Source organism: Phaeobacter sp. HS011, assembly GCF_018101215.1.
GTDB classification, from domain to species: Bacteria; Pseudomonadota; Alphaproteobacteria; order Rhodobacterales; family Rhodobacteraceae; genus Phaeobacter; species Phaeobacter inhibens.
Genome location: NZ_JAGEUF010000007.1, coordinates 228354 through 240994 on the forward strand (window position 1 = coordinate 228354; position 12641 = coordinate 240994).

General features: G+C 62.0%; 11 protein-coding genes and 1 riboswitch. Of the genes, 8 read left to right on the forward strand and 3 right to left on the reverse strand.

Translation table 11 applies throughout. From position 1 onward, the window contains the following. Positions 1–40: 40 nt before the first annotated feature. On the reverse strand, positions 41–922 hold the full coding sequence (locus J4721_RS15335) for a bestrophin family protein (protein ID WP_211002936.1): 882 nt from the start codon (positions 920–922) through the stop codon (positions 41–43). A gap of 414 nt (positions 923–1336) precedes the next feature. Further along, positions 1337–2602 carry a phosphoribosylamine--glycine ligase gene (gene purD, locus J4721_RS15340; protein WP_211002935.1) on the reverse strand — a complete coding sequence of 422 codons (1266 nt, stop codon included), beginning with the start codon at positions 2600–2602 and terminating at the stop codon, positions 1337–1339. Between the two features lie 144 nt (positions 2603–2746). Here purD and xseA point away from each other — a divergent pair, with 144 nt between their 5' ends. Then, positions 2747–4312: an exodeoxyribonuclease VII large subunit gene (gene xseA / locus J4721_RS15345; RefSeq protein WP_211002934.1), complete on the forward strand. Its 1566-nt coding sequence runs from the start codon at positions 2747–2749 to the stop codon at positions 4310–4312. A 77-nt stretch (positions 4313–4389) separates the two neighbouring features. Here the strand turns inward: xseA and J4721_RS15350 are convergent, their stop codons facing one another. Further along, a complete protein-coding gene (locus J4721_RS15350; RefSeq protein WP_102849413.1) occupies positions 4390–4803 on the reverse strand; it encodes a hypothetical protein in 414 nt (137 codons plus the stop codon). Between the two features lie 230 nt (positions 4804–5033). Between J4721_RS15350 and J4721_RS15355 the strand changes: the two genes are divergently transcribed. From J4721_RS15355 to J4721_RS15385, 7 genes are all read left to right on the forward strand, one after another. Further along, positions 5034–5711 carry a lysoplasmalogenase gene (locus J4721_RS15355; protein ID WP_211002933.1) on the forward strand — a complete coding sequence of 226 codons (678 nt, stop codon included), beginning with the start codon at positions 5034–5036 and terminating at the stop codon, positions 5709–5711. 112 nt (positions 5712–5823) lie between these two features. After that, entirely contained in the window at positions 5824–7071 is a 1248-nt protein-coding gene (gene ftsY, locus J4721_RS15360; RefSeq protein ID WP_211002932.1) for a signal recognition particle-docking protein FtsY, read from the forward strand. A gap of 98 nt (positions 7072–7169) precedes the next feature. Then, entirely contained in the window at positions 7170–8072 is a 903-nt protein-coding gene (locus tag J4721_RS15365; protein ID WP_014875257.1) for an EamA family transporter, read from the forward strand. A gap of 123 nt (positions 8073–8195) precedes the next feature. After that, positions 8196–8810 (forward strand): inner membrane-spanning protein YciB, encoded by a 615-nt coding sequence (locus tag J4721_RS15370; protein ID WP_014875256.1) that lies wholly within the window; start codon positions 8196–8198, stop codon positions 8808–8810. Between the two features lie 162 nt (positions 8811–8972). After that, a riboswitch (SAM riboswitch) is annotated at positions 8973–9051 on the forward strand. Positions 9052–9111: 60 nt separating this feature from the next. Beyond that, positions 9112–10302 carry an O-succinylhomoserine sulfhydrylase gene (metZ, locus tag J4721_RS15375; RefSeq protein WP_211002931.1) on the forward strand — a complete coding sequence of 397 codons (1191 nt, stop codon included), beginning with the start codon at positions 9112–9114 and terminating at the stop codon, positions 10300–10302. 210 nt (positions 10303–10512) lie between these two features. Further along, complete coding sequence (gene folE2 / locus J4721_RS15380) at positions 10513–11616, forward strand: GTP cyclohydrolase FolE2 (RefSeq protein WP_014875254.1); 1104 nt, start codon at positions 10513–10515, stop codon at positions 11614–11616. A 224-nt stretch (positions 11617–11840) separates the two neighbouring features. Beyond that, the gene (locus tag J4721_RS15385; RefSeq protein WP_211002930.1) at positions 11841–12599 is read left to right on the forward strand and encodes a hypothetical protein; all 759 of its coding nucleotides are present in this window, start codon (positions 11841–11843) and stop codon (positions 12597–12599) included. The last annotated feature ends 42 nt before the right edge of the window (positions 12600–12641 follow it).

Below are 12641 nucleotides of genomic sequence, written 5' to 3' on the forward strand. Positions count from 1 at the left end.
TGATGCCATCGTGAAAACCGGCTGCAGGACGCGCCGGTGATCAGGACAGGTAGTAATCCACCGGCTGCAGTGGTGGTGGCGGCTCCTGTCCCAGTTTTGGGGCCAGTGTTCGCTCTATCGTGCGGCAGATCGCATCCAGCGGCAGGCTATTCACGGTTTCACCAAAGGGATGCGACAGCTCCTCGGTCACTTCGGCAAGACCAAAGAATACATAGGCCACAATGCCCACAAATATCGGTGTTAGCCAGCCCGCGCCGTTTATCAGTGCAAAGGGCAGTAACAGGCAGTAGAGATAGGTCGTGCGAAACACCAGCAGCGAATAGACATAGGGCAGCGGCGTGGTGGCGATGCGTTCACAGCCGGCCTGCGCCAGCGCGATGCTGGCCGTGCGTTCGGCCAGTGCCTTGCGGGCAAATCCATCGTCAGCACCAATGGCAACCGCTGCGGTGAGCGCATCCAATGCGGCGCAAGGGGCATGTGGTGATTCCGAAAAATCATCGCTTGCCCAGCGGATTGCGGGGGATGTGTCGGCTTCCTTGCGCAGATTGATGCGGTGCAGGTGCAGGAACCCAAGGGCGAGCCGCAGGATTTGCGCCCGCCTGTCAGGCTCCGCAACGAAGAGGTCGACTTCGCGGCTGAGGCTGCGCAGATCCGCTACCAGCTGGCCCCACAACCGCCGCCCTTCCCACCAGCGATCATAGGCGGCGTTGTTGCGAAACCCCAGAAACAGCGAGAGCGCGATGCCAAAAACCGCGAAAGGCGCCGCATTTGTGTGGGGCAGCCGCATGACGTTGGCGTCGATCCACAATACCAGCGCAGACAGGGCCGAAAGCCCGAGGATCCGGGGCAGAATGCGGGGCAGGACGGAGCCGCGCACCGCAAACAGCAGCTGCATCAGTCCGGGTTTGTCACGAAGGATCATCGTCGGTGGGCTCCGAAGGAAGATGGGCGGGCAAGTACATGCTGGCGCGGGGCTGGCAGATTTCTGCGCTAATTTTTGGCGCATAAGAGGTCGGCGGAAGCTTAGACCGCAATCAGGTGCATGGCGGTGCCGAAAACGGCAGCTTACAGGCGTTTGCGGCGGTTTGCTGTCGGGTTTGCAGAGGCGAGATTAGGGGCGCGGGTGGTCTGGCCACGGCCGATGCCTTGCAGTGTAGAGCGACCGGCGTTCTCCATGGGGGGGTATCGGCAGAGCTGCGCGGATATTCGGGCGTTCAGAGATGCAGAGATCCGGTTGGAAGCGATGCCGCCGGGCGCTTTGCGCCCGGCCATGCCCAACTGTGTCGGGCAATCTTTGATTGATCGTGAACAGGCGGGAGGGCCTGCTGTGCGGGTTCTATTTCAGCGCGCGCCAGCCGATATCGCGACGGAAGAACCCTTGCGGCCAGTCGATGCCATCGACCATCGCATAGGCACGGTCACGGGCCTCTTGCAGGGTGTCGCCCCGCGCGGTCACATTCAGCACCCGGCCACCCACCGCCTGCATCTTGCCAGCTTCGGCCTTTGTGCCTGCATGGAATACCATATTGCTGCTGTCTTCGGGTAGGGCTTCCAGGCCTTTGATTTCAGATCCTTTTTTGTAGCTGCCAGGATAGCCTTCCGCTGCCATCACCACGGTGATCGCATGGTCGTCGGCCCAGTTCACCTGTGTTTCAGCCAGACGGCCTTCAGCGGCGGCCTGCATCAGATCCAGCGCTTGCGCGCCGAGGCGCATCATCAGCACCTGACATTCCGGGTCGCCAAAGCGGACGTTGTATTCCACCAGCCGGGGCTGCCCGTCCTTGATCATTAGACCGGCATAAAGCACGCCCTGATAGGGCATACCGCGCTCGGCCATCACCCGCATGGTGGGCTTTACGATCTCTTCCATCGCTTTGGCCTCAATCTCCGCCGACAGCACCGGCGCGGGGGAATAGGCCCCCATGCCGCCGGTGTTCGGGCCGGTGTCGCCTTCGCCAACGCGCTTGTGATCCTGGGCGGAGCCGATGGCCAGCACATCTTCGCCGTCCACCAGCACAAACAGGGAGGCTTCTTCGCCCTCCATGAATTCCTCGATCACCACCTCGGCGCCGGCACCCCCAAAGGCACCGCCGAACATGTCGTCGATTGCCTTGATTGCCTCGGCTTCTGTCATGGCGATGATCACGCCCTTGCCTGCGGCCAGACCGTCAGCCTTGACCACCGTGGGCGCGCCGTGGTTGCGCACATGCGCCTTGGCCGCTTCGGCGTCGGTGAAATGGCCGTAAGCTGCGGTGGGGGCTTTTGCCGCGTCGCAGATTTCCTTGGTAAAACTCTTGGAGGCTTCGAGCTTTGCCGCGGCCTCAGACGGGCCGAAAACCAGAAGCCCGGCGTCGCGCAGCCGGTCCGCAACCCCAGCGGCAAGCGGCGCCTCGGGACCAATGATCACGAAATCGATGGCGTTTTCCTCGGCGAATGCGGCCACCGCGCCCCCATTGTCGATGTCGAGGGAGGCGCAATCGGCGATCTGGGCAATGCCGGCGTTGCCCGGTGCCACGATCAGTTTGTCGCATTTGGGGTTCTGCATCACCGCCCAGGCCAAAGCATGTTCGCGCCCGCCGCTGCCGAGGATAAGGATGTTCATTGACGCATTCTCCGATCTGCCTGAGCCCTGTGACTCCCCGGCGCCAGCCGGGGCTTGCCTTGCTTGCCGCGGGTTCTATGCTGCGCGGACTTTCAAAACAAGAACTCAGTAGGTGCCTTCGCGCCGCAGGAGAGCAGCCCCGCCATGTCAGACCTGTTTGATGATCCAGCCCCATCCGACCGGCCCGGGCAGAATGCCCCCGAATTCACCGTTTCGGAGATCTCCGGCGAGGTGAAGCGCACGCTGGAGGGGACCTTCGGCCGCATTCGGGTAAAGGGCGAGGTGGGCCGGGTGTTCAAGGCGCGCTCCGGGCATCTCTATTACGATATCAAGGATGATCGTTCAGTGCTGGCCTGCACCACGTGGAAGGGGCAGATCGCGAGCCTCTCCGTGGTGCCGGAAGAGGGGCTGGAGGTGGTTGTGACCGGTCGGCTGACAGCGTTCGGCGGGCAGTCGAAGTACAACATGAACGTCGATGAGGTCGCGGTGGCCGGGCAGGGCGCGCTGATGGCGCTCCTGGAAAAGCGCAAGAAACAGCTGGAGGCCGAGGGCCTGTTTGCGCCCGAGCGTAAGAAACCGTTGCCGTATCTGCCGGAGATCATCGGGGTGGTGACCTCGCCCTCGGGGGCCGTGATCCGCGATATCCTGCACCGGCTGCGCGACCGTTTCCCGCGCAAGGTGCTGGTCTGGCCGGTAGCGGTGCAGGGCGCCAACTGCGCGCCGGAGGTGGCCCGCGCCATCGAGGGGTTTAATCAGCTGACACCGGGGGGCGCGTTGCCACGACCGGATCTGATCATTGTCGCCCGTGGCGGTGGCTCGATCGAGGATTTGTGGGGCTTTAACGAGGAAACCGTCGCCCGGGCTGTCGCGAACAGTCAGATTCCGCTGATCTCAGCCGTGGGGCATGAGACGGATACCACATTGATTGATTTTGTGTCCGACCGTCGCGCCCCGACCCCTACCGCTGCAGCGGAGCTGGCAGTGCCGGTGCGGCTGGAACTGCTGGGCTGGACAGAGACTCAGGGCGCGCGGCTGGTGCGCTCTGCCGGGCAGGCGGTGCAGCAGCGACGGCAGCGGCTGAACGATCTCGCGCGGGCTCTGCCAAAGCCCGATACGCTGCTGGAAACGCCTCGCCAGCGACTGGACCGGGTGTCCGAACGGTTGCCCGATGCGTTGATCCGGGGGGTGGAGCGTCGCCGCCTGCGGCTGAGCGAGGCCGCTGCGGCGCTCCGGCCCAGCACGCTGCGCCAACTGGTTGGTGCCCGTCAGGACCGGCTGCGCAATCTCTCGTCGCGGCTGACGTTGCGCCCGATCCAGCAGGATCTTGCCCGTCAACATGATCGCATTGGCCAGCTGACGCAGCGGCTTGAGGCCGTGCAGACACAGCGGCTGGACCGACACCGGCAGCGGCTGGAGGCAACAGGTCGACAGCTGGAGATCCTCAGCTACAAGGCCACGCTGGAGCGCGGCTACGCCGTGGTGCGCAGCGATGACGGCGTGATCACCCGCGCAGCAGAGGCGGCTACCCAGCCACGGTTGCGGATCGAATTTGCCGATGCAGCGATTGACGTGACGCCTGCGGAGGCAGGGGGCGGAGACGGGGTGACGCCGCCCGCAAAGGCACCCGGCGCGCCCAAATCAGAAGGGTCCAAAGCAGTGAAACGCCCAAGCGGCAAGGCGCCGCCGGATGATCAGGGGTCGCTGTTCTGAACAGGTCGCGCAGCTGAGGTGGCGCGGAAGCACCTACGTCGATGCGGTTGCGGGTCAGGGGTGTGCGTCGATGCCTGTCAGACGCCGATCTTGGGACCAAGGCAGAGCATGTCCTCGCCGAGGTCTTCGGCCTCATAGAGCTCGGTGGCCTCCGGGTCGCCGTCAAACTGCGCAATCAGCCCGTCCTCGCCGATTGAGAACTGCCAGCACTGCGGCGTGCCGATTTCATCGTAGACAAAGCAGATCTGATCCGCCTCAGGGTACCATTCGCCATCCTGACATTGACCATCCAGAAACGACCAGATCACCCGGCGGTTTGGCAGATAACGTTCAACCCCGTAGGGCACGCCGTCGAAGCCGTAGAACAATGTACGGCCTTGGGTGTAGCGGTCGAACTGATCAGCGGTGAGCGGCGCGCCAGCCCAAGCGGGGCGGCCCTCGGGCAGGAGGCCACAAAGCGCGGTCGAAAGAATCAAGCTGAGCAGTCGCATGGGGCAACTGTGCCAGAGGCCCAGGGCTCTGGCCAATGTTTCCGTGGTCCTTGTCCTGCGAAATTTTGGGATCTGTCACGCGGTCGGCTTTGTCACTGGCTTGCGCGGCGTCACCTTTGACCGGTGGCAGAGAGGTGGGCAACATCGGGCCGGGTACCGGCCACCTTGAGGCACGGCAGGCAATGCAAGCGTCGGCGCAGACCGCAACTGCAACAAAAGGGGAGAGCGACATGCCAGATTTGGGAAGCAGCCCGGTAGGGGATGTGTTGATTGTGGCGGCGGCGCTCCTGGCGCTTTTGTACCTTGGGCTGACCGCACGACCTCCCAGCGCGCTGCGCAGTCTGAGTAAGACGCTGGCGGTGCTACTGCTGGCCGTCGCGGCCTGGCTCGGGGCGGTGCCGCTGCTGCTGACCCTGGCGCTTGGCCTTTGCGCGGTTGGTGATTTCTGCCTGTCGCGCGAGGGGGAGGGCGCGTTCATGGCCGGGGTGGGCGCCTTTGCAGCAGGCCATCTCGTCTATATTTTCCTGTTCCTCGGGCAGGGGGACAGTGATTTCGCGCGGCTGATTCAACTGCCGCAGCTGGTTGGCGTGCTGGTGCTGGCTGTGGCCGGGCTTGCCATGGTGCGGCTGCTGGCGCCGCGCGCTGGTGCGTTGAAGGGACCGGTATTGGCCTATGTGCCAATCATTTTGGGCATGGGGCTGGCGGCGCTGACCCTGCCGCTGGGCGGTGGGCTGACAGGTCTGACGCTGGTGCTGCCCGCGGCAGTGGCCTTCATGGCTTCAGATATCGTGCTCGCGTTTGAGACCTTCGTGCTGGCCGAAGATCACCGGGCACGGCGGGTGACGCCTTATGTTGTTTGGCCGCTCTACTGGGGCGCGCAGGCGGGGTTTCTGCTGGCGTTTCTGTAGGGACAGTGCTGGATTTACGTCGGTTGAGGTGGCGAGGTGCTTTGCACTTGCCGCAAAACCGCATTAGGTGTCCGCGTAACAACTCGCACCGACCCAATATGCGGAGACCGACATGGCGTTTTTCTCAAAACTGAAGGACCGGCTGTTCAAGTCGTCGAATAAGCTTGAGGAAGGGCTGGATGCCATCGTCGAGGAGGGCGCAGCGGATGCGGCCCCGCAACAGACCGCACCGGAAAAGATGCCCGAGGTACCGCCGTCCGCACCGCCGGTCGAGGTCCCAGCTGAACAGCCTGCTGAGGCACCAAAGGCTCCGCCTGTGGAGGTGCCGTCTGAAGCGCCGTCTGAGATCCCCGCAGAGACCCCTGCCGAGATCCGCCCAGAGACGCCCGAACAGACGGCCCGCACAGCGGAGCCAATGGCGAAACCAGCGATGAAACCGATGCCCGCGCCGACCCCGGACCCGGTTCCGGCAGCGCCTGGGCTTTTGGGGCGCCTGATGGGGCGCGGCAAGGCGGATGAGCCGCGCCGCGCGCTGGACGATGACATGCTGGAACAGCTGGAGGATCTTCTGGTCGGGGCTGACATGGGGGTTGATACCGCGCTGCGTGTCACCGCGAATATGGCCGAGGGCCGATTGGGGAAACGGCTTTCCACCCGCGAGATCAAGGAACTGCTGGCCGCAGAAGTCGCCCGGATCATGGAGCCGGTGGCCCGCCCGATGCCGATCTATGCAAAACGGCCGCAGGTGGTGCTGGTGGTGGGGGTTAACGGCTCCGGTAAGACCACCACGATCGGTAAGCTTGCCAGCCAGTTCAAGGCGGCAGGCAAGAAGGTTGTGATCGCGGCTGGCGACACCTTCCGCGCGGCAGCAGTGGAGCAGCTGCAGGTCTGGGGAGATCGCGCGGGCGTACCGGTCCTGACCGCACCGGAAGGGTCTGATCCGGCCAGCTTGGCTTTTGATGCGATGACCCGCGCGCAGGAAGAAGGCGCGGATCTGTTGATGATCGACACCGCAGGACGTCTGCAAAACCGCGCCGACCTGATGGAAGAGCTGGCAAAAATCGTGCGGGTGATCCAGAAAAAAGACCCCAGCGCGCCGCATAATACGCTTTTGGTTCTGGATGCCACCACCGGGCAAAACGCGTTGAACCAGGTCGATACCTTCCAGAAATTGGCGGATGTGTCGGGGCTGGTGATGACCAAACTGGACGGCACGGCCAAGGGGGGCGTTCTGGTGGCGCTGGCAGACCGCTTTGGCCTGCCAATCCATGCCATTGGCGTGGGTGAGCAGATCGACGATCTGGCTCCCTTCGATCCCGAAGACTTCGCCGCCGCACTAACGGGTCTGGAGAAATCCTGATCCCCAATCTGTGATGGCATCTTCTGGCTGAAAATATCCTCGGGGGTCCGGGGGGGGGAACCCGCCCGACCTCTCGTCATTGTACAAAGGTTGTTTGTTTGAGCGATTGGCTGATCTCGCTGGAGGGCACGGAGGCGGGGCATCATGCGGCGTTGGTGCTCGCAGTGCTTGCGGCGGTGCTGCACGCGGTGTTTGGCGCCTTGCAAAAGGGGCGATACGATCCCTGGCTGTCGCGCGGGGCAATTGATTTTTCCTACGGGATGATGGCGATGCCATTGGCGCTGTTCGTGGTGCCCTGGCCGGAACCACATATGTGGCCAATCTTTGCGGCCGTCTGGGGGATCCATGTGCTCTACAAGATCCTGCAGGGGCTGGCTTACAGTAAGGGCAGCTATACTGTGGTCTATCCAGTGGTGCGCGGCACCGGGCCGCTGTTTACAGTGATTGGCGCCACGGTGCTGTTCGATGAGCGGTTTACGGCGGTACAGTGGCTGGGGGTTGCTGTCTTGCTGGCAGGTATCTTTGGTCTGGCGCTCTACAACTTCCGCAATCTGACCAGCAATCGCGAGACACTTGGCAGTGCGTTGGCACTGGCTGTGGCCACCGGTGTCTTCGTGGCGCTTTATACCACTTATGATGCCTATGGCATCCGGGCGACTGCGGATCCTTTCACCTTTCTGGCGTGGTTTTTCTTCATCGACGGGCTAGCGATGCCGCCCTATGCCTACATGCGTTGGCGCGCGATGGTGCCACGCCCTGACCCGGGCCCCTTGATGGCCAAGGGGCTGCTCGGAGGTGTGATCGCCTTCGGTTCCTTTGGGGCGGTGATGCTGGCCACCCGGCTGGACAAGGTGGGCGAAGCGGCGGTGCTGCGCGAGACATCGACCGTGTTTGCGGCCCTGATTGGCTGGCTGGTCCTGAAAGAGACGGTCGGTCCGCGCCGGATTGCGCTGATGGCTTTGATCGCGCTGGGGGCCGTGATAGTGGAGATGGGCGGCTGATCCGCTGGCCCTTCACCACCCTATGATGATCCAACAGGTTGAAGACCAGAGGCAGGCAACCCAGATTTCGCAGAACAGACCGCGACCGCTGATCACGCACGGGCGCAACAGGCAGGAGATCCCATGGCGGGCAAACCCATCAACCCAACCCTGAAACTGGCGCTGGAATACGGCCCGCTTGTTGCGTTCTTCGCAGGCTATCTGTGGCTGCGCGACGAGATGTTTGTGATTGGTGGCGAAGAGTACCGGGGGTTTATTATTGCCACCGCAGGCTTCATCCCGCTGATGATCCTCTCAAGTCTGGCGCTGTGGCGGCTCACCGGACATATCTCCAAGATGCAGGTCGGCACGCTGATTATCGTGGTGCTGTTTGGCGGGCTGTCTGTCTGGTTCAATGATGAACGGTTTTTCAAGATGAAGCCGACGATCCTCTATGTGCTGCTGGGCGGTGCCTTGGCGATCGGTCTGATGCGGGGCGAAAGCTATCTGAAGGTGGCAATGGATGAGCTGATGCCGCTGCAGGATGCCGGTTGGATGATCCTGACCCGGCGGCTGTGTTATTTCTTCTTTGCCCTGGCGGTGACCAATGAGCTGGTCTGGCGCAGCCTGAGCGAGGAAACCTGGGTCTATTTTAAGACGTTTGGCCTGTCGTTGGCGATGTTTGCCTTCTTTATGACCCAGGCGCGGGTGTTTCAGGCCTATGCGCTGCCGGATGCAGAGGTCGATGAGGCCGAGTGAGCGGGGCGTACTGGTTTTCTAAGGACCACTGGGATGTCGGATGTCGCAGGCTTCTCGTCGTCTTTGAATTTAGGTCACGCGGGTGTGATGTAACACCGGGGACTGAAGGGCGCGCAGCGCCGCTGCAGACTTGACCAAACGGCGGTTTCGGCTTATCCGAAGCTTACATATCGTGGCGATTTGTTACCGGATTGCGGGCCACGTAAAACAATCCCGCTAAAGAGGTCAGGATGTGAAGGACCCCCTTTCGCTTGGCCGAACGGGGGTTTTTTAATGCGCAACACGCGCAAGGAGACAGAAGATGAGCGAGATCTGGAACAAACGTACCAAACTGGTGCATGGCGGTACCCGGCGCAGCCAGTACAATGAGGTCAGCGAAGCGATTTACCTGACGCAGGGCTTTGTCTACGACACTGCCGAACAGGCCGAGGCCCGCTTCATTGAGACCGGCCCAGATGAATTCATCTATGCCCGCTACGGTAACCCCACGGTGGCCATGTTCGAGGAACGTATCGCCGCGCTGGAAGGGGCCGAGGACGCCTTTGCCACCGCATCGGGCATGGCGGCGGTCAATGGCGCGCTGACGTCAATTCTGAAGGCTGGCGACCATGTTGTGTCAGCCAAGGCGCTGTTTGGCTCCTGTCTTTATATCCTGGAAAATATCCTGACTCGCTATGGGGTTGAGGTGACTTTTGTTGATGGCACCGATCTTGACGCTTGGCGGGCGGCGCTGCGGCCGGACACCAAGGTGGTGTTTTTCGAATCCATGTCCAATCCGACGCTGGAAGTGATCGATATTGCGGCGGTTGCCGAACTGGCCCATGCGGTCGGCGCTACTGTGGTGGTGGATAACGTGTTCTCGACCCCGGTGTTTTCAAACGCTATCGAACAGGGCGCGGATGTGGTGATTTACTCCGCCACCAAGCATATCGACGGGCAGGGCCGGGTCTTGGGTGGTGTCATTCTGGGCACGCGCGATTTTATCCGCGGCACCGTTGAACCCTATATGAAACACACCGGCGGAAGCCTCAGCCCGTTCAATGCCTGGACGTTGCTGAAAGGGCTGGAGACGATTTCCCTGCGGGTGAATGCCCAGGCGGAGACCGCGCTGGAGCTGGCACAGGCGCTGAGTGGTCATCCTGCCCTCAGTCGACTGATGTATCCTGGTCTGGAAGATCACGCCCAGCACGCGCTGGTCCAGCGACAACTGGGTGGTAAAGGCGGGACTGTGCTGTCTCTGGATCTGAAGGGCGGCAAGGATGCAGCCTTTCGCTTCCTGAACGCGCTGACCATCCCGGTGATTTCCAACAATCTGGGGGATGCGAAATCTATCGCCACCCACCCGGCCACCACCACCCATCAGCGATTGTCTGAGGAGTTGAAGTCCGAACTGGGTATCACCCCGGGGCTGGTGCGGTTTTCCGTCGGGCTGGAGGATGCAGGTGATTTGATTGCGGATCTGACGCAGGCGCTTGCGGTGGCCGAGGGCTGAATGCAGCGCCATCTGGACACGGTTGGGGCAGGGGGCATAGTGGGCTGCCTGCCTCGATCGGGAAGCGATCCTGAGTGATCTTGGGTCAATCGCCGGAAATACGCAAAACACGACGCTTTTGAATGATCTGTTTTGCGATCTGCAGCGTAACAGACTAAAACCAATCCTGCTGCCTGATGAACGGGCAGCGTCAGCGGAGGTCTCTGTGTCATGAACTCTCACTCGCGTAATCTGACCAAGGCGCCTGATCGAGCAGATGCAGAGGATGCGCTCGACCTGTTGCGCAAATGGGCCAGCACGGCAACCGAGACCGAAATTGCCCAGTTGAACCCGGCGGTTGCACGGCTTTTGCCGAACTCACCTGTTGGAAATTACCCCGATCTGTCGCGCCATTACCCTGAGGAGTTTGAGGCTGACAGCAGCTATCGTGCGACCCTGCCGGACTTGCAGAACGGCCCCTCCAGCCTGATACGCGGGGCACATGAGCAGATCCAGCACGTCGGAATTTCCAACTTTCGTCTGCCGATTCGCTTTCACACCCGCGACAATGGCGATCTGACGCTGGAAACCAGCGTCACCGGCACCGTCAGTCTGGACGCCGACAAGAAGGGCATCAATATGTCCCGGATCATGCGGTCGTTCTACAAACATGCCGAGCGGACCTTCAGCTTTGAGGTGATGGAAGCGGCGCTGGACGATTATCTGACCGATCTGGAGAGCCTGGATGCGCGACTTCAGATGCGGTTTTCCTTTCCGGTGAAGATCGAAAGCCTGCGGTCGGGTCTGTCGGGCTATCAGTACTATGATATCGCACTGGAAATCGTCGATCACGATGGCGAGCGGACGAAGATTATCCACCTCGACTATGTCTATTCCTCGACCTGCCCCTGTTCTCTTGAGTTGAGCGAACATGCGCGCAGCGCGCGGGGACAGCTGGCGACACCGCATTCGCAGCGCTCTGTTGCGCGGATATCGCTGGTGCAGGAACCGGGGGCTCCGGTTCTGTGGTTTGAAGATGTGATTGATCACTGCCGCCGCGCGGTGCCGACTGAAACGCAGGTAATGGTGAAACGTGAGGATGAACAGGCCTTTGCCGAGCTGAATGCGGCCAATCCGATCTTTGTGGAAGATGCCGCACGGCTGTTTTGCGAGGCGCTGCAATCGGACCCGCGTATTGGCGACTTCCGCGTGGTGGCCAGCCACCAGGAGAGCCTGCACAGCCACGACGCCATAAGCGTTCTGACACAAGGGCCGACATTTGCCGCGCGTAGCATCGATCCGAAGATGTTTGCGACCCTCATTCATCAGGGCTGAGGCTGCCTGAGGCGGCACATCCGCGCCGGGCTTGCCCTCTCAACTGCAACCGCCTGCCCATCCGGGCGGCGGTTCTTTGCGGTTTTCAACGGTCATTTGCGTTGCGGCATTTTTTTGCTGCGTTGCGGCGATAATCGGCTAAACTTGCAACCTGAAGGGGTGCACGCTTTGCGGCTCCCATCGTCAGGAGGCCGCAAAAGCTGCCCGCCAAACAGGAGATGTTGATGATCCCTCTACTCGACTTCACAGACCTTCCCCGAACCCCTGCTGCGCTGGCTGGCACGATTGTCGGAAACCAGTTGCGGTTCTGGCGTGGCGCCATGACCCTGATGGGGGCGATGCCTGCAGCGCAGATGGCCCTGGCCCGCGAGGCGATGGCTGCGACCTCCAGTGCCACTGGCGTCAAGACAGCGTTGATGCCATCGGCCAGCAATAGGGTCGCAACGCCCGCGCCGGTGAAAGCAACGTCACCCGCCCGCCGCAAGGTCACGCGCAAACCGGCCCGTCCGGCGCAATCCGCAGCGGTCAAAACGGTCAAAAAATCTGCCCCGGCCCCGGTCACGACCACAGAGGCGGCGGCCCCAAAGGACACCAAGGCAGCAGAAACGCCTACCCGGGCCACCGCTGGCCAGAGTGGGTTTTCCAGCCAAAGAGCCACCAGCGGCGGCAGCGCTGTAAAGCCGACCGCATCGACACCCCCTGCTGCGAACACAGCCAGCCGCAAAACACCCCGTGCGCCGTCGAAACCGGCGCAGATGCCTGCCCCGCTTAAGTCGTCCGCAGCCAAACCTGAGGCAAAGCCCGCTGCGTCCGATAGCCGACAGGTAGGTGTCAAACAGGCCGGAACCACCAGCGCGCAGGCCTTGATCGCGGGTCAGGCCGCAGGGGTGGCCCCACGACAACAGGATATCGGCAAACAGGCCGCCGCCAAACCTGCCACTGCGAAGGCCAAATCTGCGCCCAAGGCACGGACAAAACAATAGCGCCCGCCCGCCGGACGCGCGCATTCTCTTGACACTCTGCGC

Excerpts from the sequence above, each read along its gene's own strand:
- J4721_RS15335 (WP_211002936.1), bottom strand. The coding sequence starts at position 922 with ATGATCCTTCGTGACAAACCCGGACTGATGCAGCTGCTGTTTGCGGTG.
- purD (WP_211002935.1), bottom strand. The coding sequence starts at position 2,602 with ATGAACATCCTTATCCTCGGCAGCGGCGGGCGCGAACATGCTTTGGCC.
- xseA (WP_211002934.1), top strand. The coding sequence starts at position 2,747 with ATGTCAGACCTGTTTGATGATCCAGCCCCATCCGACCGGCCCGGGCAG.
- J4721_RS15350 (WP_102849413.1), bottom strand. The coding sequence starts at position 4,803 with ATGCGACTGCTCAGCTTGATTCTTTCGACCGCGCTTTGTGGCCTCCTG.
- J4721_RS15355 (WP_211002933.1), top strand. The coding sequence starts at position 5,034 with ATGCCAGATTTGGGAAGCAGCCCGGTAGGGGATGTGTTGATTGTGGCG.
- ftsY (WP_211002932.1), top strand. The coding sequence starts at position 5,824 with ATGGCGTTTTTCTCAAAACTGAAGGACCGGCTGTTCAAGTCGTCGAAT.
- J4721_RS15370 (WP_014875256.1), top strand. The coding sequence starts at position 8,196 with ATGGCGGGCAAACCCATCAACCCAACCCTGAAACTGGCGCTGGAATAC.
- metZ (WP_211002931.1), top strand. The coding sequence starts at position 9,112 with ATGAGCGAGATCTGGAACAAACGTACCAAACTGGTGCATGGCGGTACC.
- folE2 (WP_014875254.1), top strand. The coding sequence starts at position 10,513 with ATGAACTCTCACTCGCGTAATCTGACCAAGGCGCCTGATCGAGCAGAT.
- J4721_RS15385 (WP_211002930.1), top strand. The coding sequence starts at position 11,841 with ATGATCCCTCTACTCGACTTCACAGACCTTCCCCGAACCCCTGCTGCG.